The organism is Aeromonas sp. MaB10011B (genome assembly GCF_017939325.1).
In the GTDB taxonomy this organism is placed as follows: Bacteria; Pseudomonadota; Gammaproteobacteria; order Enterobacterales; family Aeromonadaceae; genus Aeromonas; species Aeromonas caviae.
The window spans coordinates 37,167-61,198 of the sequence record NZ_JAGKRK010000055.1; the positions used below are offsets into that span (position 1 = coordinate 37,167).

Sequence of the window (24,032 nt, forward strand, 5' to 3'; positions counted from 1 at the left end):
GAGGTCTTGTCCATGATCATCTATCTGCATGGCTTTGATGCCACCAGCCCCGGCAATCATGAAAAAGTGCTGCAGTTGCAGTTTATCGATGATGATGTGCGTTTCGTGCACTACAGCACGGTTCACCCCCGCCACGACATGAGCCATCTGCTCAAGGAAGTGAAGAAGCAGCTCGACATGAGCACCGATCCCAAACCTCTCATCTGCGGCGTGGGCTTGGGTGGCTACTGGAGCGAGCGGATCGGGTTTCTGTGCGGCATCAAGCAGGTGGTCTTCAACCCCAATCTGCACCCGGAAGAGAACATGCAGGGCAAGATCGACAGGCCGGAGGAGTACGAGGACATCGGCACCAAGTGTGTAACCGAATTTCGTAATAAAAATTCAGGAAACTGCCTGTGCATCCTTTCCGTTCAGGATGAAATCCGCGATAATCGGGACACTGAACGTGAATTGAAGAACTATTACGACATCGTATGGGATGAGCGCGAGACCCATAAGTTCAAGAACATCTCGCACCATCTGCAACGGATGAAGGCCTTCAAAGAAGCCTGAGCCATCACGTCAACCGATTTCGTTTTAGGGAGCCAATGGCTCCCTTTCGTTTTGAGGAACCAAGGAAAATCATCATGATGAATATTGTCGTTGTAGGCGGTGGCGCCGGTGGTCTCGAGCTTGCGACCAGCCTGGGCCGCAAGCTGGGCAAGAAGAACAAGGCCAGGATCACCTTGGTGGATCGCAATCGCACCCACCTGTGGAAACCCCTGCTGCACGAAGTGGCCACCGGCTCCATGGATGCGGGCATCGACGCCCTGAGCTACCAGTCCCACGCCAAGAACCACGGCTTCGAATTCCAGCTCGGCAGCCTGACCGACATCAAGCGCGACGAGAAACGCATCGTGCTGGCCCCCATCCACGACGAGAGCGGCGCCCTGGTGGTCAACGAGCGGGAAGTGGCTTACGACATCCTGGTGATGGCCATCGGCTCCGTCTCCAACGACTTCAACACCAAGGGTATCAAGGATCACTGCATCTTCCTGGACAGCCCCTCCCAGGCACACCGCTTCTACAACAGCATGATGAACCGCTTCCTGCAGTTCGCCACCGAATACCAGCCCGGTGACAAGGTGAAGATCGCCATCGTCGGCGGCGGCGCCACCGGCGTCGAACTCTCCGCCGAGCTCTACAACGCGGTGGAGCAGCTCTACGCCTACGGCTTCAAGAACCTCACCACCGACAGCCTCAAGGTGACCCTGGTGGAAGCGGGCCCCCGCATCTTGCCGGCCCTGCCGGAGCGCATCAGCGGCTCCGCCCATCAGGAGCTGGTGAAGCTGGGCGTGGACGTGCGCACCGCCACCATGATCACCGAGGCCACCGCCGAGGGCCTGCACACCAAGGATGGGGAGCTGATTGAAGCAGACCTCATGGTGTGGGCCGCGGGCATCAAGGCGCCGGACTTCATGAAGGAGATCGCGGGCCTGGAAACCAACCGCATCAACCAGCTGGTGGTCCACGAGACCCTGCAGACCACCCGGGACGAGAACATCTTCGTCATCGGCGACTGCGCCGCCTGCCCGCAGCCGGACGGCAAGTTCGTGCCGCCCCGCGCCCAGTCCGCCCACCAGATGGCGACCCAGGCGTTCAAGAACATCCTGGCCAAGATGAACGGCGGCGAGATGAAGCCCTACCGCTACCACGACCACGGCTCCCTGGTCTCCTTGAGCCGCTTCTCCACCGTGGGCAGCCTGATGGGCAACCTGATGCGGGGCTCCATGATGGTGGAGGGCTACATCGCGCGCCTGGTCTACATCTCCCTCTACCGGATGCACCAGGTCGCCCTGCACGGCTACATCAAGACCGGCCTCATCATGCTGGTGGGCCGCATCAACCGGGTGCTGCGCCCGAGCATGAAGCTGCACTGAGTGCATGGCGGCTGCCGCTGCGAACATCAGAAAGGAGAGGCTTGCCTCTCCTTTTTTTATGGCCGACGCGGGGCGCTCCTGGCAGCGCCTGCCGCCGTTCAGGGCGAAGACGCAGAGGGCCGGTGCAGCTGCCGTCGTGTCTGCATCATCAAGGCCCCGCTTTCATCGTGGCCCGGAAGCCCTCTCCCCAGCACCGGAGCCCAAGGTCGCTGTGCGGGGGAAAGTGGCACGACACAGGCCCTATGGATGGCTCCTTGATGAACCTGGCGGACGCTGTGCTTGAAGCCCCTGACCACGCCGGGCTTATGCTTTGGCCAGCGCCTTGCTACCATGACGGCAACGGTGCTTCGCGCACCCAGCCCAACTCACAGGAGACCTCATGATCCTCTCAACCACCCCCACCCTGGAAGGCAAGACCATTCGCGAGTACCGTGGCATCGTCGTGGGCGAAGCCATCCTCGGCGCCAACATCTTCAAGGATCTGTTCGCCGGCATCCGCGACATCATCGGCGGTCGCTCCGGCGCCTACGAAAAAGAGCTGGCCCGGGCCCGGGAGATCGCCTTCGAGGAGCTCAAAGAGCGTGCCCAGGCGCTGGGGGCCAACGCCGTGGTGGGCATCGACATCGACTACGAGGTGGTGGGCCAGAACGGCAGCATGCTGATGGTCAGCATCAGCGGCACCGCCGTGGTGATCTAGCCCGCCAGTGCCCGGCCCTGCATGGCCAAACGCCCCGTCACAAGCCGACCCCGAGGTCGGCTTTTTGCTGGGTGTGACGCGCAAAGGTGGGCGCAAGTGAGTGGGGCTCAAGGCCTGAACGTATCGAACGCTCCGATGGCTCTGGGCTGGCCGGGAATGAGGGAGAAAATGGCCCGGCCCGGAGAAGGTGCGGGAACATGGGGGGGCACAGGGCCTGAAGGTCGGCAAAGTTGTTCAATTTTGCTATTCGATAATGAGTTATCGTTTGATATATCTAAACAAAAAATGACCTGTCAGGGGTCGCAGAGCCCAGGTCGGGACCAACATGGCGAGGTGCAGGCGGCACTGTACTCGCATCCCGCCCATAAATAGAGGTCGCCCGGGCGACCTCTTTGTCGCCTGCTAGTTCGCTGCGGATCAGGGCAGGGCATCGGCCCGGAAGGTGTTGCAAGGATCTGTGTCCCTCGTGTCTCAATCGATCAGGGCAATGCATCGGGCCGGAAGCTGGCGCGGATCTGCGGCACCAGGGGGGAGGGGTCGAAGCCTTTCTCCTCCCCGAGCACCGGGTGGAGCAGGGGTTGGTCACGGATGGGGGTGAGGTCCCCCGCCAGCAGTTGCCTTGTGGCCTGCCCCATCTGGTAGAGCTGGCGCACCGGGCCGAACTGGCGGGCGAGATCCAGCCCGTCCCCGGCCCGGGTGAAGGCCATCATGGGGATCTGGTAGCTGGCATCCCGTGGCGGTTTGGTGCCGTGGATACCCTTGCCCGCCGACATCAGGAAGGGCTGGTGATCCCCGAAGGCCACCACCAGGTAGCGCTTGCCGGAGTTGTCCAGGGTCTTGAGCAGCCGCTCCAGGGAGGCCATGGCATCCACCACCCCGGTGTAGTAGGTGTTGAGCAACTGGGTATCCGCCGGGCTCTGATCCGGGCAGGCGCCGCTGCGCTGCTGGGCCCGGTAGCGATCCCCGTCGAAGGGGCCGTGCCCCTGCATGGTGACCGCGTAGGCGAACAGGGGCTGATCGTCCTGGTTGCTGCGTTTGAGCAGGTGATCGATGAGGGCATCGTCGGAGATGTAGAGCCCCTTGTGCTCGAGGGCGGTGAAGCGGGTATCGAACCAGCGCTCCTGATAGCCGAGGGCCGGGATCGCCTTGGCGCGGCCCCAGAACTTCTCCACATAGGGGTGGGCGAACAGGGTCTGGTAGCCGCTTTGGGCTGCGCTGCGCGCAAGGCCGGGCACCTTGTCCGAGAGGTAGTAGTAGGGCACCACCCCCTGTTTGAGCAGGCCCACCGGCAGGCCGGTGTTCATCTCGAACTCCGCCAGCACCGTCATGCCCCCCGTGGTGGGGGAGTGGATGGTCTTGCGCCATTGGGCCACGCTGGCGGGCAGGCTCAAGATGGGGGCGGGGGCGCAGAGACGGCCCTGCCAGTCAAGCCAGAGCGACTCGTATTGCAGCACGATCACCAGATCGAAGCTGGGAGCCCTGGGCTGGGCGGGCAGGCTCAGCTCCGGGGTGCGCTCGTTGATCTGCAAGGGGTAGCGAAACACGTTGCCGCTTTGCAGCATCTCGTCCACCAGGTTGAACAGGTAGAGGCCGGGGCCGGCGCGGATGATGTCCCTGTGGTAGTTCACCGCCCTGTCCACGTAGCGGATGTTGGCCCCGAGCAGCTTGTTGCCGGTCTGGGTGGCGAACACGCAGAGGGCGAAGAAGGCGGCGGTGGCGGCGGTGGTGCGCAGCAAGCCCCGCAGGATCCAGCGGGAGAGGGCTAAGCGCCACACCAGAAAGAGGAGCCCCAGCACGACGAGCACCGGCACCACAGGGTGCTGATCGAGCAGGATGTGCAGCAGGGCCAGCAGGTTGCCCAGATCGTCCCCCCCCAGCGGCACCCCGTAGATGGCGATCTTCATGAAGTTGGCGAGCAGCCCGATGCCCGAGAGGGCGGTGAAGAGCAGCCCCATATAGAGGCTGAAGCCTGCGAGGGCGCAGAGGCTCCAGCCCAGCACCATGCTGCCCCAGGCGAGGTAGTAGTGCTCGGGCCGAAAGCCCGACCAGAACAGGAATTCCCCCAGCTTGAACACCACGAAGCCGTGGAGCAGCACGAAGGTGAGGTTGCCGAGCAGCAGGCTGCCTGCCACCCGGGCGCGGTAGCTTCGGCGCAGCCGCGGCAGCAGGGTCTTGAGCACGGCGGCGCTCACCAGCAGCACCAGCAGCAGGCTGGTCATCAGGTAGAGGAGGTTGAAACCGCGCTCCGGCAGGGTCTGGAGGATCTGGCTGTATTCGGCGCTCTCCGGCCTGTCTGCCAGCAGCAGCCCGATGCGCAGCTGGTAGCGGCTGTCCAGGGCGTCGTCGGGGGCGCGCAGGGCGCTGTTGAGGCTCAGGGTGCAGCGCTCCTTGCGGCACTTCTGGCGCTTGTCCACCGCCTGGCTCAGCTGATCGATGCGCACCCCTTTGTCGTTGAGCAGCTCCACCCGCACCTTGTCTCCCTCCTGCAGGGGTTTGAGCAGTTGCCACTGGCTGCGCACCACCAGATAGAAGCCCCGGTTGTCACTTTTGTAGAGCAGGCTGTAGCGATTGAGGGTCGCGATGGGCTGATCCGCCGGGCCCAGAATGAGGGGGGCGGCACGCCCGAGCCAGCTGACGGGGTTGAGCAGCGGCAGGGCGAGGGTCAGCAGCAGCAGGGCGGTCAGCAGACCCAGCAACAGCCCGGCCAGGGGCTGGGAGGCGGGGCGGTGGCCGGTGACGGGGGCATTCATAAGGGCTCATCCTTGGAGCGGTCATGGCAGCGACGACTGCCTCTATTTTGACCCGATGGTGCGTGGCTTGTTCCTTGATGTCAATTTGATGACAACAAGATGAATATTCCGTGATGAGCACTGTGAAGCAATTTGTGATCCCGATCCGCCAGGGGCACTCATTCTGTGATGAAAGCGTCATCATGAGCCTTTGCTGCTGGTCTGGGAGGGGGGCGCTGTTTAGTCTCTCAGTAACGGTTGGAGGTACATGTATGAATCCCAAAGTTGCGGCGCGTCAGGCCAGATTGCTCCAGATGCTGGAGAGCAAAGAAGAGATCCGGATCGGGCGGGAGCGGGACTGCCCCCTGCCGCTGCCCCAGCTCGTCCGGCTGACCGAGGATCACCCGGACGTCGTCAAGGTCTACGGTCACGGGCTCACCGCCGAGGTGTTCCATCTCAAGGTGGAGGGGCACCACTGGTGCCTGAAACGCTGCCGCCAGGACTCTCTGGTGGCCAATGTGGACGGCAAGACCGCCTTTCTCACCGAGCTGGAGCGGCGTCGGGAGATAGAGAGCCTGCGGGAGCTGCACCCCACCATCCTCTCCAACGTGGTCTGTACCAGTTTCGGCTCCGCCCGGGCCGGGGTGCTGGTCTCCCCCTGGTTGCGGGGGGAGCCGGTGCGCACGCTCTGCGAGCGCAACCTGGCGCAGATGCTGGCGGTGGAGGCGGAGCTGGCCCGCTGGGGCTGGTTTGACTGGGATCCGAGCCCGGGCAACCTGCTGGATGACGGCCAGCATATCTCGGTGTTCGATTTTGGCTACATGTGGCCCTTCGATCCCCTGCACGAGTTCAACTCCAACGGCCTCACCGATCCCGACTTCCACGTGCCTGAGCGGCTGGAAACCCGCACCCTCTCCGGGCTCTGGCTGGACGAGGCGGATCCCTTGCCGCTGTTTCGCCGCTGGCGCGAGCTCTGCCTCGCCTGGGCCAGGGGAGAGCTGCAATACCTGTCGCGGGAGGGGGCGAGCGCCCCCGTGCTGGCGCGGATGCAGGGACTGGTGGGGGAGTGGAGTGCGGCGCTGGCAAGCGACGAGGCGCTGGCGGCCAACTGGTGGCGCGACATGTACCGCAGCCATCGGCTCGACATCCTGGACGACCTCAGCGGCAAGAGCTGCGGCCCGCTCACCTTGCGCCGTCTCGACTGGCTGGAGCAGGCGGTACGGGAGCACTTCCCGGCCCTGGTGGACAATCTGGCCCCTGACGAAGCGGGGCTCGGTCAGGCCGGGTTGCTGCAACGGCTGGGAGGGCTGCGCGAGCAGAGCCGGGCCAATCTGCTGCCCACCCGGGCCACCCTGGTCACCAGCTGATGGTGAAAGAAGAGTGACAAGAGGGGCGCCGCGGCGCCCCTCTTTGCTGAGTGGGGAAGGCCGCCCCGGGTGATGGGGCGGACGAGGCTTGTGGTGTGCCAGCGCCGGGGCGACTCAGTCGAGCAGTTCCCGGTGCAGGCAGTTGACGATGTGGCCCGCCTCGTCCTCTTTGACCAGGAAGCAGAGGTTGTGGGCGCTGGCGCCGTAGCAGATCATCCGGATGTTGTGCTCGCGGATGGCGTCGAACACCTGGCTGCCCACCCCGGCCGCTTCGCTCATGCGGTTGCCGATGAGCGCCACCAGGGCGAAACCGGTCTCCACTTCCACCTTGCACAGCTGGCCGAGCTCCGCCAGCACCTTGTCGTTCAGGATGGGTTCGCCGTTGCTCTGGCTGCCGGTGTGATCCAGGGTCAGGGAGACGCTCACCTCGGAGGTGGTGATGAGATCCACCGAGATGCGGTGACGGGCCAGGACGCCGAACACCTCGGCCAGGAAGCCGTAGGCGTGGAACATGTTGAGGCTGTGCAGGGTCACCAGCACCTGCTGGCGGCGCAGGGCCACGGCCCGGAACAGCGGGTTGCTGCGGGTGGTGGCGCGGATCCAGGTGCCACCGGCGGCGGGATCCTTGGCGGAGCCCACGAACACCGGGATGTCCTGGCGCAGCGCGGGTTGCAGGGTAGCCGGGTGCAGCACCTTGGCGCCGAAGGTGGCCATCTCCGCCGCCTCCACGAAGCTGATTTCGGGGATGGGGCGGGCGCGGGTAACCAGGCGGGGATCCGTGGTGTAGATGCCGGGCACGTCGGTCCAGATCTCGATGCTGCCAGCGTCCAGTGCCTCGGCCAGGAGGGCCGCGCTGTAGTCGGAGCCGCCACGGCCGAGGGTGGTAGTGCGGCCATCGCCGTCGGCACCGATGAAGCCCTGGGTGATGACCAGGCTGTCACCCAGCAACGGGCCCACCGCCTGCTGGCAGAGGGCGCGAGTCGCCGCGAGATCCACGGTGGCCTTGCCAAAGCGGCTGTCGGTGCGCAGCAGTTGGCGCGCATCCTGCCACTGGGCCTTGACCCCGCGCTGGTGCAGGAGTTCGGTGAAGAGACGGGTGGACATCAGCTCGCCGCAGGCGATGAGGCGATCGGCGAGTTCGGCGTCGGTGTGCTGACTGGCCTGACGGGCCATGGTGCGAATGTCGCCGAGCTGGGCATGGATGAGGGCGCTCACGTCGCTCGGGTTGCCAAGGGCGGCCAGAATGGCCAGCTGGATGTCGGCAAGCCTGGCAAGCTGGGCATCCTGTCCGGCTTCGTCCAGTTCACCCTGAGCCAGGCTCACCAGCAGGTTGGTGACGCCGGCGCTGGCGCTCAGCACCACCACCCGGGTCGCCGGATTGGCCAGCACCACGTCGGCGCAGTGGTTCATGGCCGCGGCATTGGCGACGCTGGTTCCGCCAAACTTGGCGACATTGATCGGGTTCATTGCATACTCCTGTCTCAAGGTGAAAATCCGGTTTCATCGGGCAAATAGAGAGGAGGAGGCAAAAAATGGCAGGAAAACGCGAGGATCCCGGCCAGAAGCACTCCACCTGCAGAGCCCATCCCGTACCCGCCCCAAGTGGGGCGCGGTGTGGGATGACCACTACCGATGACAACCCGGGGGATTCAGCCCCCGCAGCCGACGTGGCGGTGTCCAGTCACTCGCCTCGTCTCGGCGCTGCTCCCCCTGACCCAAGTTCACCGGACACTGGTGTCCTCCCCTGGGCTGCCTGGGCAGCGCTCCTCTTCTGGTGCCACCTGTGACAGGTGGCGTGCATGTACAAATACCTTGGTCTGGATTGCACTGTCAATCGAGTTCGTAAAAAAGAACAAAATTGACGGTAACCAGGCACAAGATCAATCAGTTACGAAATGGTCTTGGACAAAACCTTGGAGCGACGCTGCCAGTTGTAGAAGCGCTGGCGCTCCACCGGCAGATCTTCGACTTCCAGGGGATCGAAGCCCCGCTCCCGGAACCAGTGGATGGAGCGGGTGGTGAGCACGAACAGGCGACGGATGCCGAGCCGCCTGGCCCGTTCGGCCACCTTGGCGATCAGGGTGTCTCCCCGGTTGGAGTTGCGATACTCCGGGTGGATGGCGACGCAGGCCATCTCGGCCATGGCTTCTTCCATGAAGCAATAGAGCGCGGCGCAGCCGATGATGAGGCCGTCCCGCTCGATGATGGTGAACTTGTCTATCTCCATCTCCAGCTGCTCCCGGGAGCGGCGCACCAGGATCCCTTCCTCTTCCAGCGGACGGATGAGATCCAGGATGCCGCCGATGTCCTCAATGGTGGCGGCCCGGGCCCGCTCGGCGCTTTCGCGCACGATCTGGGTACCCAGCCCCTCGCGGCTGAACAGCTCCTGCAGCATGGCGCCGTCGTCCTGATAGCTCACCAGGTGGGAGCGGGGTACGCCACCCCGGCAGGAGGCGATGGCCGCGCGCAGGTAGCGGGCGGTGCCTGACATCTCTTCCCCCGCCTGCTCCAGCGCCACCAGCAGCTCTTCGGCCTGCTCGGGGAAGAGCTCGGAGATGGCCTCCCCGTGCCTGTCCATTACCCCCTGGGTGCTGCTGAAGCAGATGAGCTTGTCGGCTTTGAGATCCACCGCCACCCGGCGGGCTACCTCTTCCGAGCTCAGGTTGAAGCTCTCGCCGGTGACCGAGCAGCCAATGGGGGAGATGAGCACCAGGCCGTGCTGATCCAGCTGGCGGGTGATCCCCTCCACATCGATGCGACGCACCCGGCCGCTGTGGCAGAAGTCGATGCCGTCATCCACACCCAGCGGCTGGGCGGTGACGAAGTTGCCGCTCACCACGCTGATGCGGGCCCCCTGCATGGGTGTGTTGGCGAGCCCCATGGAGAGCTGGGCGGTGATGTCGTATTGCAGACCGCCGCACACCTGCTTGATGATGGCGAAACTGGCATCGTCGGTGACCCGGATCCGCTTGTGATACTGGGCCTGGATGCCGGCGCGGGCCAGGGCCTCGTCATTTTGCGGACGCGAACCAAACACCAGTACCAGGCGGATCCCCAAGGTCTGCAGCAGGGCGATGTCGCTGACGATGTTGGCGAAATTGGGGTGACAAATGGCTTCCCCGCCGATCATCAGGACGAAGGTGGCACCCCGGTGCACATTGACATAAGGGGTGGATTGCCGAAAGGCATGGACCAAGCTGGGTTCGCGTTCACGCACGTGTTTCATTCCATAAAAAAGCAGCAATTTGCCCAATATATGAAAATAAATTCACAAATCAAGACTAAATATCGACTTGGTGTTTTTTTGTCGCCATTTTGACCAGTGCGGGCGGGGAGGGGAAGACGCAGGCGAGGGCGGGAGGGTCGCCCCGGGGGCCGCTCCCTGGTTGATCCGGGCTAATAACCTGATATCTTCGGTGTTCCTTTTCGTCAGCCGCATTGCGCGGGGTTTTATACAAGGACAGGGCATATGGAGCAGATTATTTCACCGGCAGAGGCGCTGCCGGGACGGCGGGAAGCGCTGGAGATTGGCCAGGTGCACGCAGTAAACGGCCACCCGACCCAGGGGCCCTGGCCCGAGGGGATGGAGCTTGCCTGGTTCGGCATGGGCTGTTTCTGGGGTGTGGAGCGTCTGTTCTGGCAGCAGCCCGGGGTCTATTCCACCGCCGCCGGGTATCAGGGGGGGCTGACCCCCAATCCCACCTACAAGGAGGTGTGCAGCGGCCTGACCGGCCACGCCGAGACGGTGCAGGTGGTGTTCGATCCCAAGGTCATCAGCTATGGGGATCTCGTGAAGCTGTTCTGGGAACACCATGATCCGGCCCAGGGGATGCGCCAGGGTGGCGACATCGGCACCCAGTATCGCTCCGTCATCTTCGTCGGGGACGACACCCAGGAGGCGATTGCCCAGCAGAGCCTGGCCGCCTACCAGCAGGCCATGACGGCGAGCGGTGACGGGCGCACCATCACCACCCGCATCCTGCCGCTGGCCCCCTTCTATTACGCCGAGGATTATCACCAGCAATATCTGGAGAAGAATCCCGAGGGGTATTGCGGCCTGGGGGGCATCGGCGTCTGCCTGCCTCCCAGCCTGAATCGCTGAGGCGTCATTGCATACCACGGGGGCCATCAGGCCCCCGTGTCATTGTGATGAAAAATAATTGAAAAAAATGCGTCAGGTGGGGAACTAAACTGAACCCTGGCTGACCAACAGGGTAGCGACCACGGATGGTTGCCAAGACCAGACACATTTTTTTGCCCCGAAATTCATTACTCTGACAAGCGCGATGAATTGACAATGCTAGCAAGCAGGGCTGCCCGATGAGGCGGCCCTTTTCATTGGGCGTCCCGCCTCACTCCTCGCCTCATTGCATCTCGTCCCCTTGCCGTCACGGCAGGGGGGGGTCAGCTGATGGTGCTGTCGAACAGGTTCTTGATGAGGTCGATGAACTCGATGAGGAAGGCTTGCTGGGCTTCGCTGGGGGCGGACAACCAGACGGCGGAGAGCACCTCTTCCAGGTCGGCGACCACGGCATCGGCCTCCTGCATGATCAGGAAGCGCACCTTGGGGTCGAGCTGGGGGTTCTGCTCGCAGATGGCCATCAGGTTGTCGGCCACCCGGCTGCTCACCAGATCCTCGATGGTCTGGGCGCCGCCGCCTTGTTGCTGGCTCTCGAACAGACCCAGACTCTCTACCAGATACTCGATCAGCGCAATGTAACCGTCGCTCTCTACCACCATGATGGCTGCCCTTTCTTCATTGCCTTGGGGAAATGGTGCGTATTTTAGTGGCTGAACCCGTCATGGCAAGCGGCAGTGGAGCCGATGGCGGATAAATTGGACACCGCCGCGCTCCACCGTCTCCAATCCGGTCAGCAGGAAGCCGTGACGCAGGAAGAGAGCGAGGCTGAAGGCGCTCGCCTCCGTGGTGAGGCTGCCAAGTCCCATCTGGCTGGCGGCTGCCAGCACCCGCTCCAGCAGCAGGGTGCCGAGCCCCTGGCGCGGATGATCCGCGCTCACGTAGAGCAGGCTGAGATGACCGTCATCGCTCAGGGTGGCAAAGCCAAGGGGCACATCGTCTTGCTCGATGACCCAGCCATGGTGCTCGCGCAACTGGCTGGCAAGCCCCGGGTGATGGGCGCCCCTGGCCCACTGCTCCACCTGCTCCGGGCTATAGTGTGCAGGCCCCAGGCGGCGTACCGACTGCTCGAACAGATCCAAAAGCCTTGGTATGTGCGCCTCCTCGAGGGGGACGATGCGAGGAGAAGAAAGAGACGGCATGGATCAACCCTCCCTGATGGTCGCGCGGGGGGCCTGGGGCCGCTTCGCCCTGGGCAGACCCGCCACCACCCGCTCATAGGAGTGGACTATCCAGCCCTGCCAGAGATCGTCAGACAGGCCTTCACTCAGGGTCACCGTGTTCCAGTGCTGCTTGTTCATGTGCCAGCCCGGTTTCACCTCGGGGTGGATCTCCCGCAGCAGCAGGGCGAGCTCGGGTTCGCACTTCAGGTTGATGGAGAGGGGCTCCGCCTGCCAGTCCACCAGGGCAAACATCTTGCCGGCGATGCGGTAGACCAGGATCTCCGGGCCGAAGGGGGTGTCCTCGGTGGCGCCGGGCTGGCTGAGCAAAAATTCACGCAATTGAACGAGGGTCATGGGGACTCCAGGCTGGTCCGATCATGGTGGAAGCATGTTCACCGGGGTGAGCCTTCTGTTAATATGCGCGCCGAGTATACCCCCCATCACCCCGGGAGCCCATGAGATGTTGTACCACAAGACCTTTGAACTGGGTCCCGATCGGGATTGGGTGGTGTTCGTGCACGGTGCGGGCGGCAGCTCCTCCATCTGGTTCAAGCAGTTGCGGGCCTACCGGGAGCACTTCAACGTGCTGCTGCTGGACCTTCGCGGTCACGGCCAGTCCAACCAGCTGCAGCAGGTGGTAAAGGGGCACTACAGCTTTCGGGCCGTGACCGAGGATATCCTGCGCCTGCTGGATCACCTGCGCATCCCCCACGCCCATTTTGTCGGCATCTCTCTTGGCACCATCCTCATCCGCCACCTGGCGGAGCTTCGCCCCGAGCGGGTCAAGAGCATGGTGCTCGGCGGCGCCATCCTGCGTCTCGACATCCGCTCCCGGGTGCTGGTGCAGCTTGGTCGCCTCGGCCAGCACTTCCTGCCCTACATGTGGCTCTACCGCCTGTTCGCCTTCATCATCATGCCGCGCCAGCACCATCAGGAGTCCCGCAACCTCTTCGTGCGCGAGGCCAGAAAGCTGTGCCAGAAGGAGTTCAAGCGCTGGTTCCGTCTCGCCACCGAGGTGAACCCCCTGATGCGCTACTTTCGCGAGCGGGCCCTGCCCATTCCCACCCTCTACGTGATGGGGGAGGAGGATCACATGTTCCTCGCCCCGGTGCGCGAGCAGGTGGCCCGCGACCCTTACAGCCGCCTCGAAATCATCGAAAAGTGCGGCCACGTCTGCAACGTGGAGCAGCCGGATCACTTCAACCGCCAGTCCCTGGCGTTTCTCTCCCGTCAGGCGGCGTCATCCGCCCTCTGAGGCCCGACAAGGGCCTCAGAGGAAGTAGTGGCCAATCTCCAGATAGCGCTGGCGGATGTGCTCGATGAGCAGCCTTATCTTGCGCGGCGGCTGGCGGGTGAAGGGGTAGACGGCGTAGATGCCGAGCTTCTTGCCCACCCGGTCGGGAAACAAGTCCACCAGATCCCCCTGCATCAGGTCGTGATAGACCAGACAGCGCGGCACATAGACGATGCCGCGCCCCCCCAGCGCCGCCTTGCGCAGGGCGCCGGCGTTGTCGGTTGAAAAGCTCCCCGACACCGACACCAGATAGTTGCCCTCTTCCCCCTTGAAGGCCCACTCCGAGGCCCCCGTGCTCTGGTAGGCGTAGCGCAGGCAGTTGTGGGCGAGCAAGTCTGACGGCTCCCGCGGCGCCCCGAAGCGGCGCACATAGGCGGGGGCGGCGCAGATGACCCACTGGGAGTCGAGAATGTGGCGGGCAATCAGGCTCGAGTCATCCAGATAGCCGGTGCGAATGACCAGATCGAACCCCTCTTCCACCAGGTTGACGAAGCGGTTGTCCAGCGACATCTCCACCGTGAGCCCCGGGTGCTGCTGGCAAAAATCGGCCACCGCATCGGCGAGCAAGAGCTCCCCCGAGATGGTGGGCACCGACATCCGCACATGACCGCTCACCTTTTCACCAAATCCCGCCACCGCGTCGAAGGCGTCCAGTGCGGCGGCCTTCACATTTTTGGCACCTTGATAGAGCGCCTTGCCCGCCTCGCTCAGGGTGAGCCGGCGGGTGGTGCGATAGAGGAGCTGGACCCCGAGCTCCTCCTCAAGACGCCCGATCCGCTTGCTAACCACTGAATTTGTCAGGGAATTTTGTTCCGCTACCTTGCTGAAGGATCCGGCCTCCACCACCTGGGCGAAGAGGATGAGGTCGTCGGTACTGGCCATATTGATCAACTTTTGGAACGAATGTTGTTCATTATTTCCATATATCGCGAAAAAGGAACAGGGTAAGGTCACGTCCGCTTAACAAAACAACAACAAGGTGCGCCTCTGCACCCCTCTGGACAAGGACGCAATGATGACAGACACCCTGCTGGCCCTGGTGGCCTTCTCGCCGATCCTGGTGGCCGCCGTGCTGCTGGTCGGCCTCAACTGGCCCGCCAAGCGCGCCATGCCCGTCGCCTTCCTGTTGACCGTGTTCATCGCCCTCTGGGGCTGGCAGATGAGCCCAACCCGGGTCTTCGCCTCCACCCTGCAGGGGCTGGTGATCACGGTGACCGTGCTCTGGATCGTGTTCGGCGCCATCCTGATGCTCAACACCCTCAAACACACCGGCGCCATCACCGCCATTCGCGGCGGTTTTACCAACATCTCGCCGGACAGGCGCATCCAGGCCATCATCATCGCCTGGTGCTTCGGCGCCTTTATCGAAGGGGCCTCGGGTTTTGGCACCCCGGCCGCCATCGCCGCGCCGCTGCTGGTGGCCATCGGTTTTCCGGCGCTGGCCGCCGTGCTGCTCGGCATGATGATCCAGTCCACCCCGGTGTCGTTCGGCGCGGTGGGCACCCCCATCCTGGTGGGCATCAACAAGGGGCTGGATAACCAGGCCATCGGCCAGACCCTGAGCGCCGGTGGCAGCAGCTGGGACATCTATTTGCAGCAGGTGACCACCAACGTGGCCCTCATTCACGCCACCGTCGGCACCCTGATGCCGGTGCTGATGGTGATGATGCTGACCCGCTTCTTCGGCCGCAACCGCAGCTGGACAGAGGGGCTCTCCATCCTGCCCTTCGCGATATTCGCCGGGCTCGCCTTCACCGTCCCCTATGCCCTCACCGGCATGCTGCTCGGCCCCGAGTTCCCGTCCCTCATCGGCGGTCTGGTGGGGCTGGCCCTGGTGGTGACGGCGGCGCGAGCCGGTTTTCTGGTGCCCAAGAACTCCTGGGATTTCGCCCCCGAGAACGAGTGGCCCGCCGAGTGGCTGGGTTCCCTCAAGCTCGATCTCAAAGAGGCCGCTGGTCGCCCCATGTCGCTCATGCTGGCCTGGCTCCCCTATGTGGCGCTGGCGCTCCTGCTGGTGGCGAGCCGGGTGAGCCCGGAGTTCAAGGCAAGCCTCTTGTCGGTGAGCCTCGCCTTCACAGACCTCTTGGGGGAGAAGGGGGTCAGCTCCTCCATTGAGCCGCTCTACCTGCCGGGGGGCCTGCTGGTACTTTGCGCCCTGCTCGCCACCTGGCTGCAGTCGCGCTCCCTCGCCCCCTTCGGTCGGGCATTGGGGGAGTCCAGCCGCACCCTGATCGGCGCCGGTTTCGTGCTCATCTTCACCGTGCCCATGGTGCGCATCTTCATCAACTCCGGCGTCAACGGGGCGGATCTCGCCAGCATGCCGGTGACCACCGCGAATTTTGCCGCCGGGCTGGTGGGGGAGTTCTTCCCTGCGCTCAGCGCCACCATCGGCGCGCTGGGGGCCTTTATCGCCGGCTCCAACACGGTATCGAACATGATGTTCAGCCAGTTCCAGTTCGAGGTGGCCCAGACCCTGGGGGTCTCCACCGCCGCCATGCTGGCCCTGCAGGCAGTCGGCGCGGCTGCGGGCAACATGATCGCCATTCACAACGTGGTGGCGGCCTCGGCCACCGTGGGGCTGCTCGGCCGTGAGGGGGCGACGCTGCGCAAGACGGCGCTGCCGACCCTCTACTACCTGCTGGTCACCGGCCTTATCGGGCTGGTGCTCATGTACAGCTTCCACATCTCGGACGCACTGCTGCAGCTCAAGTAAGGAGAGCAAGTGATGAAGGTAATGCGGGTCTACCCGGCCAAGCCGGCCGATGTCTATCTCTACGCCACCTGTCTGGTGGACCTGTTCGACCCGGTGGCGGGGCTCGATGCCATCGCCCTGATCGAGCGGGAAGGGATAAGGGTGCACTTTGTCGAGAAACAGACCTGCTGCGGGCAGCCGGCCTACACCTCGGGTCACGAGGAGGAGGCGCGCAAGGTGGCGCAAAGCCAGATGGCGCTCTTCCCCGAGCCCTGGCCGGTGGTGGTGCTGTCGGGCTCCTGCGGCGGCATGATGCACCACCACTACCGCCGCCTCTTCCCCGAGAGCCCCGAGGTGGCCGATTTTTGCGATCGGGTGTTCGAGCTCACCGAGTTTCTGGCCCGGGTCTGCCGGGTGCGCTGGCACGGGGTGGGGGAGGCGAGCATCGTCATGCACACCTCCTGCTCGGCCCGGCGCGAGATGCAGGTACACACCACGGCCCGCAGCCTGCTGGGGCAGCTCGATGGCGTCACCTTGCATGAACAGGCCTACGAGAGCGAGTGCTGCGGTTTTGGCGGCACCTTCTCGGTGCGCCACCCCCACATCAGCCAGGCCATGGTGGAGGACAAGACCCGCCACCTGCTGGCCACCGGCGCCGACACCTTGGTGAGCGCCGACTGGGGGTGCCTCTTGAACATCAAGGGATCCCTGGCCTATCAGGGCAGGATCTTGCCTGCCACCCACCTGGCGAGCTTCCTGCTCGCCCACAGCCGCCCCGACAGTGACGAAATAGCTCATAACGGCGCCGCTGTTAGCGATTTGGCTCATACCAAAGAGGCCCAGCCCCATGTCTGATCACGCCAAGTATTCGCCGCGCCGCTTCCATCCCCAGGCCGAGGCGGCCCTGGCCGACCCCGTGCTGCGCCAGAATTTTCGCGGCGCCATGGATTACCTGCGCGCCAAGCGCCGGGATGCCTTCGCCGACCCGCAGGAAGAAGCGGCGGTGCGCGATGCGGCGGAGCAAATTCGCCAGCGCTGTCTCTCGCGCCTGCCGGACCTTTTGGAGCAGCTCGAAGCCAACTGTGAGCGCAACGGCATCCGGGTGCACTGGGCCCAGACGCCGGCCGAGGCCAACGCCATCATCCTCGGTATCGCCCAAAAAAACGGGGTGAGCAGCATCGTCAAGGGCAAGTCCATGGTGAGCGAGGAGGTAGGCTTCAACCACGAGATGGCGCGCCACGGCATCCGCTGCCTTGAGAGCGACATGGGGGAGTTTATCGTCCAGCTCGACGGCGACACCCCGTCCCACATCATCATGCCCGCCATCCACAAGAACAAGCAGGAGGTGAGCGACACCTTCGCAAGCAACCTGGAAGGCTTCACCCCCACCACGGACGTGGACGCCCTGATCCAGACCGGGCGGCGGGCCCTGCGCGAAGAGTTTCGCCGCGCCGGCATGGGGCTCTCCGGCGTCAACTTCGCGGTGGCCGAGACCGGCAGCCTGTGTCTCGTCGAGAACGAGGGCAACGGGCGTATGTGCACCACGGTGCCGAAAGTGCACGTGGCCATCACCGGCATCGAGAAGGTGGTGGAGTGCTTATCCGACGTGCCGCCCCTCTACAGCGCCCTGACCCGCTCGGCCACCGGTCAGGCCATCACCACCTACTTCAACGTCATCAGCGGCCCGCGCCGGGCAGGGGAGCTGGACGGCCCGGACGAGGTACACCTGGTGCTGCTGGACAACGGCCGCAGCCAGGCTTACCGGGATGAGGAGCTGCGCAAGACATTGCAGTGCATCCGCTGCGGCGCCTGCATGAACCACTGCCCGGTCTACACCCGCATCGGCGGCCACGCCTACGGCACCATCTACCCGGGGCCCATCGGCAAAATCATCTCCCCCCACCTGCTGGGGCTGGAAAGCACGAGCGATCTGGTGACGGCCTCGAGCCTGTGCGGTGCCTGCGGCGAGGTGTGCCCGGTGCGCATCCCCATTCCCGACATGTTGCAGCGCCTGCGCCGGGAGGCCAAGCACAACGCACAGCCCGGTCACGAACCGCTGGCGGGGCAGGGGGCGGCCAAAAGCCGGCTCGAGACCCTTGCCATGCAGGGCTTTGCCTTTGCCGCCACCCACCCGCGCCTCTACCACGCCGCAACCGGGGTGGCCGGTCGCCTGCGGGGCTTGATGCCCAAACACCTGGGCCCCTGGACCCAGTGCCGCGAGGCCCCCAAACCCGCCCCCCAGAGCCTGCACGCCCTGCTGCGCCAGAAGAAGAAGGAGTCCTGAGATGTCGAGCAAAGAGGCTATCTTGAACCGCCTGCGCGGCGCCGCCACCCCCATTGCCCACGCACCGCACGCCTGGCAGCCCTGGCGCGGGGTAGATGACAACGCACGGCGCGAGCGCTTTGTTGCCGGGATCTGCGCCAGCCACGCTGAGATCCTCACCGTCAAGGAGGCAAGCCTGGCCCGGGAGCTGACCGCCTGGCTGGATGAAGAGGGCGTGACGAGTCTGGCCTGTGGCCAGGGCGGCCGCTGGCAAGTCGAAATCGCGGCCGCTTGCGCCGGGCGATCTGTGTTGACCCCCTCTGGCGAGTTCGCAAGCTGGAAGGACGATTTGTTCGATGCCTGTCAGGCGGGCATCACCCACTGCGCGGGGGCCATCGCCGATACCGGGACGCTCGTGTTGCTGCCCGATGGCGGCGAGCCGCGCACCTTGTCCCTGGTGCCACCCTGCCATATCGCCCTGCTGGCGGCCTCCACCATCGCCGACAACCTGGCGGGGCTGGTAGAGGCCGGGCGCTGGCAGCAGGCCATGCCCACCAATCTGTTGCTGGTCTCCGGCCCCTCCAAGACCGCCGACATCCAGCAGACCCTGGCCTACGGCGCCCACGGCCCGAGCCGCCTCTTGGTCGTGCTGGTGGAGGATTGCTGATGCGCTGGAATGAATTTGACGCCGCCATGCTTGAGCGCATCCCGCCGGAGCGGCTGGTGAGCGACCCGGACTTGCGCCTCGCCCACGGCACGGACGCCAGCTTCTACCGGCTGGTGCCCGAGCGCATCGTGCGCCTCGACTCCCTCGATGAAGTGCGCTTTGTGCTGGCGGTGTGCCGCAAATTGCACCTGCCGTGCACCTTTCGCGCCGCCGGCACCAGCCTCTCGGGCCAGGCCCTGAGTGATTCGGTGCTCATCACCCTGACCGACAGCTGGCGCGGCCACCGCATTCTGGACGAGGGGGCGCGCATCGCCCTGCAACCCGGGGTGATCGGCGCCGATGCCAACCGCTATCTGGCGCCTCTGGGGCGCAAGATTGGGCCGGACCCCGCCTCCATCAACGCCTGCAAGCTCGGCGGCATCGCCGCCAACAACGCGAGCGGCATGTGCTGCGGCACCGCCCACAACAGCTATCACACATTGCACGCCATGACCTTGCTGCTGGCCGATGGCACCGTGCTGGAGAGCGGCGACCCTCACAGTCGCGCCGCCTTTGCGGCCAAGCGCCCGGAGTTGCTGGACGGGCTCGCCGCCCTGCGTGCCGAAGTGCTGGCGAATGCCGAGCTTGCCGCCAAGATCCGCCACAAGTACCGGCTCAAGAACACCACCGGCTACGCCATCAACGCCCTGCTCGATCATGAGGATCCCGTCGATATCCTCACCCACCTGATGATCGGCTCGGAGGGAACCCTCGGCTTTATCGCCGAGGTGGTGCTCGATACCGTGCCCGAATACCCCCACAAGGCCTCGGCCCTGCTGGTGTTCCGGGACGCCGAGCAGGCGTGTCTGGCCACCTCGCGCCTGAAAAGTGCGCCGGTGGCGGCGGTGGAGCTGATGGATGGGCGATCCCTTCGCTCGGTGGCGGGCAAGCCCGGTCTGCCGGACTTTATCAAGACGCTGGATCTGGCTGCCTGCGCCTTGCTTGTGGAGGTGCATGGGGAATCGAAAGAGGCGCTGGTGGATCGCTGCGAGCAGGTGATGGGCATGGCGGCCGAGTTCGCTCAGGTCGCCTCTGTGCCTTTTACCAGCGACAGCGCCGGGCTCTGGGCCATTCGCAAGGGGCTCTTCCCGGCGGTGGGGGCGGTGCGCACCACCGGCACCACCGTCATCATCGAGGATGTCGCCTTTCCCATCGAGCGCTTGGCCGAAGGGGTGGCGGGGCTGCAAGCCCTGTTCGATCGCTTCGAATACGGTGAAGCCATCATCTTCGGCCACGCGCTGGAGGGGAACCTGCACTTCGTCTTTACCCAGGGGTTCGACGATCCGGCCCAGGTGCTCCGCTACGGCGCCTTTATGGACGCGGTGGCGGAGCTCGTCGCGGTGCGCTTTGGCGGGTCTCTCAAGGCCGAGCACGGCACCGGCCGCAACATGGCCCCCTATGTGGAGCTGGAATGGGGGCCGGAGGGGATGGCGCTGATGCGCCGCATCAAGGCGCTGCTGGACCCGGACGGCCTGCTCAATCCCGGCGTCATCATCAACGATGACCCCAAGGCCCACCTGGCCCATCTCAAGCCCATGCCGGCGAGCGATGCCATCGTGGATCCGTGCATCGAGTGCGGCTTTTGCGAGGCGGTCTGCCCCTCGCGCACCCTGTCGCTCTCGCCGCGCCAGCGCATCGTGCTCTATCGGGAGTTGTCGCGCCGTGGTCGCAGCGGTGAAGTTGCAGGGGATCTTGCCCGGCTGTTTGACTATCAGGGCATCGACACCTGCGCCGCCACCGGGCTGTGCGCCGATCGCTGCCCGGTGGGCATCAACACCGGAGCGCTCATCAAGAAGCTGCGCTCTGACAAGTACCAGCGCTTCGTGCCCATCGCCCGCTGGAGCGCCGATCATTTCGCCGGCGTTACCCGCACGGCCCGTGGGGCCCTCGGCTTCAAAGCCATTGCCGGGAAGGTGCTGGGAGACAAGGCGCTGGCAGGATTGGTGAACGGGGTTCGCCATCTGAGCGGCCAGCGCACACCCGCCTGGTTGCCCACACTGCCGGGGCCGAGCCGCTACCTGTGGCCGCAAGGGGAGGGGAGCCATGGCGGATCCAGCGAGGACATTGGAGAGGATCGCGCCGTGGTCTATCTGCCGTCCTGCGCCAGCCGGGTGTTCGGCCAGCAGGAGGAAGCCCCGTCACTGCCGGACGTGGTGCAATCACTCCTCAATAAAGCGGGTTGCCGGGTCATAGTGCCGCAAGGTATCGAGGGGCTCTGCTGCGGCATGCCCTATGACAGCAAGGGGATGGTCGAGGTGGCTGCCGCCAAGCGCAGTGAGCTGGCCGAGGCATTGTGGCAGGCAAGCGAGCAGGGCCGCTGGCCCGTGCTGCTCGATACCAGCCCCTGCGTGCAGCGACTGCTCTCGGGGGCACTCGGCAAGGGCCTTCGGGTGTTTGAGCCCTCTGCCTTTGTGCTGGAACACCTGCTGCCCCACCTTGAGCTGACCCCCATCGATGAGACAGTGATGCTCCATATCACCTGCAGCAGCCGGCGCATGGGGCTCGGCGATAAGATGCTGGCGGTGGCCCGCGCCTGTGCCCGCGAGGTGATAATCCCTGAGCATATCCAGTGCTGCGGCTTTGCCGGCGACAAGGGGCTGATGACGCCTGAGCTCAACGCCGCGGCGCTTGCCAGCCTGCCCGTTCAGGTCCCCAGGGATTGCCGCCAGGGATTCAGCAACAGCCGCACCTGCGAAATGGGGCTTAGCCAGCATGCTGGCATTCCCTATCACAGCATCCTCTATCTGGTGGATCAGGCGGCGAGATAGGAAAACAACAACGGCAGGACAAAAAAATCCTGCCGTTGTTGGAGACGTTAAACGCCTGGGGCGTTACTCCAAGGAGTTGCTGCGCGTCATAGTCAGAACCTGCATAGAGAAAACGGATTATCCCATCCCTGCCGAATTGTGTGCGTCAAGCCCCTGCCGGTGAGCAGTTACCGCGGGTGCTGGTGCAGCTGGGCCGATTCGGCCAGCATATCCTGCCCTAGTATGTGGCTCTATCGGCTGTGTGCCTTCATCATCATGCCGCGCCAGCACCATCAGGAATCGCGCAACCTCTTTGTGCGCGAGGCCCGTAAGCTCTGCCAGAAAGAGTTCAAACGCTGGTTCCGCCTCGCCACTGAGGTTAACCCGCTGATGCGCTACTTCCGTGAACGTCCCAGCCCATTCCCACCCTTTATGTGATGGGGGAGGAAAATCATATGTTCCTCGCCCCGGTTCGCGAGCAGGTGGCACGCGACCCCTACAGCCGGTTGGCCATCATCGAGAAATGCGGCCATGTCTGCAACGTGGAGCAGCCGGAACACTTTAACAGGCAGTCGTTGGCGTTTATATCCAGCCAAACGGTCGAGTAATAAACCATTAGCTATATTCTTTCAAATTCAAGTGCATATTTAGATTTAGACTTTACAGCTTGAAACCATTTAACATGACTCCATTCGCAACCCGAGGTGATATTCTTTAAGGTTGCCTTGTCCCGCTCTGTAGTTCTTAGCCCAAATGCTATTGAGTTAACTGCTTGCGGGGAGAATTCAACAGCCTTAGAGCTTACGAATACAAGCCTGCGTTCTCGCTCGTAGCTCCAGCTAGTATATTTAGTGCCTAAATAACTGATCCTAATAGTGCTACACCTTTGCTGTGCCATAGCCATTCCCCGGGAAAGGAGACACGGTATCCATGAAGTGTTTCACTCGAGCCAGCAGGTTGGCCATCCCTCTGCATTGATGATTGCGCGTGATGGTTTCATGCAACTTGTGCCACAGCCGTTCTATGTGATTAACCCAAGGACTATAAACTGGCTGGAATACCAGGCAGAACTTAGGGTTTTTCTTCAACCATCGCTCGGTCTGTTTGCTTTTGTGAATGATGTAGTTATCGAGGATCAGCGTGATGGTTTTGGCTCGTCGGTAGTGGCGACGCAGCTTTTCCAGCATGGCGATAAACAGGGATGAGTTTTTCTTTATCCCACTGACGTAAAGCACTCTTCCGTTGCCTGCATGGAGAACGCCTGCCAGGTAATGTTTCGCGTTCTGTCCCGGCGTGACAACCCGCTTTTGCTGCGCTCTGAACATCCAGTCGGCCCCTAATTTGGGATTGAGGTCTATATCGACTTCATCCTCATAAAACACCGGATTATCGGCATCACAGCGGGCCAGCGCAGCGTCGATATCCGCCATTTTCTCCTGATAGGCTGGGTCTTTTATCCGCAAGGTCGGCACGGGCCTTCGCCAGACAATGCCCATACGCGGTAACCATCGACGGAGCGTGGAGGCTGCCATATTGAGGCCTGTTAACCGATTGATTTTGATAGCCAATAGTTCGGTACACCAGCGGCTGCGCTGATAACCAAAATCTTGCGGAGAAAACTGCATGAGCAGCACCAGTAAAGTGACAATCTTGGCAACAGGTAAAACTGGGGCACGGCCAGCCGGTAAGGCTTCTAGCGCATCTATGCCTTCATCTCGATACCATCGAAGCCAACGGCCGATGGTCGAGCGAGCAGCGCCGGTAAGGTGATGAACATCAGTGACCGTGCGTCCTTCATGTAACAGCAAGATGGCCATCAAGCGACGAGCATGCCCTTTATCACGGGTGGCATGGATGATTTTGTGAATGCGGCGCCGTTGTGGTCGTGGCAGGGGTGGTAGGATAGGCATCAACTCAGTCCTTTGGGTGTGGCTTGTTTTGTTTGGCGACTAATGAGATCGCACAAACTGGACTGAGTTCCCTTCCTCCAGTGATCTACTATTCGGAACAGCTATTTAGTACTGAATAAAGTATATCACCTGCGATATTTTGGATGTTATTCATTCCAGGCTGATGTTCAAAATGATGAAAACGTTCAATAATCTCTTTAAATGGGTAGTTATCTTGATAAGTGACATCTATAGGATAGATCATAGAGCCTTCTGGTCTAAGGAAGGTGCGAACAAGTCCCTGATATGAGATCATGTTTGTCATCTGGAGCCATGAAAAAGGGTTCATTATGAGTCATCAGCTCACCTTCGCCGACAGTGAATTCAGCAGTAAGCGCCGTCAGACTAGAAAAGAGATTTTCTTGTCC

General features: G+C 63.2%; 19 protein-coding genes, 1 pseudogene and 1 riboswitch. Of the genes and pseudogenes, 12 read left to right on the top strand and 8 right to left on the bottom strand.

Annotation, left to right across the window (positions count from 1 at the left end; all coding sequences use genetic code 11):
• Window positions 1–12: 12 nt before the first annotated feature.
• The 3 genes from ycfP (at window position 13) to J9893_RS13770 (ending at window position 2,616) form a co-directional block, all read left to right on the top strand.
• On the top strand, window positions 13–552 hold the full coding sequence (ycfP, locus tag J9893_RS13760; RefSeq protein ID WP_005331594.1) for an alpha/beta hydrolase YcfP: 540 nt from the start codon (window positions 13–15) through the stop codon (window positions 550–552).
• A gap of 74 nt (window positions 553–626) precedes the next feature.
• Window positions 627–1,919 (top strand): NAD(P)/FAD-dependent oxidoreductase, encoded by a 1,293-nt coding sequence (locus tag J9893_RS13765; RefSeq protein WP_041215407.1) that lies wholly within the window; start codon window positions 627–629, stop codon window positions 1,917–1,919.
• 379 nt (window positions 1,920–2,298) lie between these two features.
• Window positions 2,299–2,616, top strand: coding sequence for a heavy metal-binding domain-containing protein (locus J9893_RS13770; RefSeq protein WP_010674360.1), 318 nt, complete (start codon window positions 2,299–2,301; stop codon window positions 2,614–2,616).
• Window positions 2,617–3,095: 479 nt separating this feature from the next.
• Here the strand turns inward: J9893_RS13770 and J9893_RS13775 are convergent, their stop codons facing one another.
• Entirely contained in the window at window positions 3,096–5,366 is a 2,271-nt protein-coding gene (locus J9893_RS13775) for an LTA synthase family protein (RefSeq protein WP_052814902.1), read from the bottom strand.
• 251 nt (window positions 5,367–5,617) lie between these two features.
• Here J9893_RS13775 and J9893_RS13780 point away from each other — a divergent pair, with 251 nt between their 5' ends.
• A complete protein-coding gene (locus tag J9893_RS13780; protein ID WP_210599981.1) occupies window positions 5,618–6,712 on the top strand; it encodes a hypothetical protein in 1,095 nt (364 codons plus the stop codon).
• 114 nt (window positions 6,713–6,826) lie between these two features.
• Here the strand turns inward: J9893_RS13780 and lysC are convergent, their stop codons facing one another.
• Together lysC and argA are read right to left on the bottom strand one after the other, a co-directional pair.
• Window positions 6,827–8,179 carry a lysine-sensitive aspartokinase 3 gene (gene lysC, locus J9893_RS13785; protein ID WP_052814901.1) on the bottom strand — a complete coding sequence of 451 codons (1,353 nt, stop codon included), beginning with the start codon at window positions 8,177–8,179 and terminating at the stop codon, window positions 6,827–6,829.
• Window positions 8,180–8,266: 87 nt separating this feature from the next.
• Window positions 8,267–8,491: riboswitch (Lysine riboswitch) on the bottom strand.
• Between the two features lie 109 nt (window positions 8,492–8,600).
• Complete coding sequence (gene argA, locus J9893_RS13790; protein WP_010674364.1) at window positions 8,601–9,929, bottom strand: amino-acid N-acetyltransferase; 1,329 nt, start codon at window positions 9,927–9,929, stop codon at window positions 8,601–8,603.
• Between the two features lie 252 nt (window positions 9,930–10,181).
• Between argA and msrA the strand changes: the two genes are divergently transcribed.
• Window positions 10,182–10,814, top strand: a complete 633-nt coding sequence (gene msrA, locus J9893_RS13795) for a peptide-methionine (S)-S-oxide reductase MsrA (RefSeq protein WP_010674365.1) — start codon at window positions 10,182–10,184, stop codon at window positions 10,812–10,814.
• 302 nt (window positions 10,815–11,116) lie between these two features.
• On the opposite strand, the gene J9893_RS13800 is transcribed toward msrA, so the two are convergent.
• From J9893_RS13800 to J9893_RS13810, 3 genes are read right to left on the bottom strand one after another with little or no spacing between them, the layout of a single operon-like run.
• Window positions 11,117–11,452, bottom strand: coding sequence for a DUF3802 family protein (locus J9893_RS13800; RefSeq protein ID WP_010674366.1), 336 nt, complete (start codon window positions 11,450–11,452; stop codon window positions 11,117–11,119).
• Between the two features lie 60 nt (window positions 11,453–11,512).
• Window positions 11,513–11,992 carry a GNAT family N-acetyltransferase gene (locus J9893_RS13805; protein WP_029314371.1) on the bottom strand — a complete coding sequence of 160 codons (480 nt, stop codon included), beginning with the start codon at window positions 11,990–11,992 and terminating at the stop codon, window positions 11,513–11,515.
• Window positions 11,993–11,995: 3 nt separating this feature from the next.
• Window positions 11,996–12,367 carry an MmcQ/YjbR family DNA-binding protein gene (locus J9893_RS13810; RefSeq protein WP_039038958.1) on the bottom strand — a complete coding sequence of 124 codons (372 nt, stop codon included), beginning with the start codon at window positions 12,365–12,367 and terminating at the stop codon, window positions 11,996–11,998.
• Window positions 12,368–12,473: 106 nt separating this feature from the next.
• On the opposite strand from J9893_RS13810, the gene J9893_RS13815 reads away from it, so the two are divergent.
• Complete coding sequence (locus tag J9893_RS13815) at window positions 12,474–13,268, top strand: alpha/beta fold hydrolase (protein ID WP_010674369.1); 795 nt, start codon at window positions 12,474–12,476, stop codon at window positions 13,266–13,268.
• A gap of 15 nt (window positions 13,269–13,283) precedes the next feature.
• Here the strand turns inward: J9893_RS13815 and J9893_RS13820 are convergent, their stop codons facing one another.
• Window positions 13,284–14,261, bottom strand: coding sequence for a LysR family transcriptional regulator (locus tag J9893_RS13820; protein WP_080989993.1), 978 nt, complete (start codon window positions 14,259–14,261; stop codon window positions 13,284–13,286).
• Window positions 14,262–14,322: 61 nt separating this feature from the next.
• On the opposite strand from J9893_RS13820, the gene J9893_RS13825 reads away from it, so the two are divergent.
• From J9893_RS13825 to J9893_RS13850, 6 genes and pseudogenes are all read left to right on the top strand, one after another.
• Window positions 14,323–16,020, top strand: a complete 1,698-nt coding sequence (locus J9893_RS13825) for an L-lactate permease (protein WP_052815658.1) — start codon at window positions 14,323–14,325, stop codon at window positions 16,018–16,020.
• 12 nt (window positions 16,021–16,032) lie between these two features.
• Window positions 16,033–16,854, top strand: a complete 822-nt coding sequence (locus J9893_RS13830; protein WP_080989992.1) for a (Fe-S)-binding protein — start codon at window positions 16,033–16,035, stop codon at window positions 16,852–16,854.
• On the top strand, window positions 16,847–18,283 hold the full coding sequence (locus tag J9893_RS13835; protein WP_041212864.1) for a LutB/LldF family L-lactate oxidation iron-sulfur protein: 1,437 nt from the start codon (window positions 16,847–16,849) through the stop codon (window positions 18,281–18,283). Before J9893_RS13830 ends, J9893_RS13835 begins: the two co-directional genes overlap by 8 nt.
• A 1-nt stretch (window position 18,284) precedes the next feature.
• Complete coding sequence (locus tag J9893_RS13840) at window positions 18,285–18,929, top strand: LUD domain-containing protein (RefSeq protein WP_041212865.1); 645 nt, start codon at window positions 18,285–18,287, stop codon at window positions 18,927–18,929.
• Entirely contained in the window at window positions 18,929–21,736 is a 2,808-nt protein-coding gene (locus tag J9893_RS13845) for an FAD-binding and (Fe-S)-binding domain-containing protein (RefSeq protein WP_041212866.1), read from the top strand. Before J9893_RS13840 ends, J9893_RS13845 begins: the two co-directional genes overlap by 1 nt.
• Window positions 21,737–21,909: 173 nt before the next feature.
• Window positions 21,910–22,323 (top strand): annotated as a pseudogene (locus J9893_RS13850) (alpha/beta hydrolase); the annotation flags it as partial.
• Between the two features lie 270 nt (window positions 22,324–22,593).
• Here J9893_RS13850 and J9893_RS13855 read toward each other — a convergent pair.
• A complete protein-coding gene (locus tag J9893_RS13855) occupies window positions 22,594–23,625 on the bottom strand; it encodes an IS630-like element ISAhy2 family transposase (protein ID WP_114523370.1) in 1,032 nt (343 codons plus the stop codon).
• Window positions 23,626–24,032: the final 407 nt, after the last annotated feature.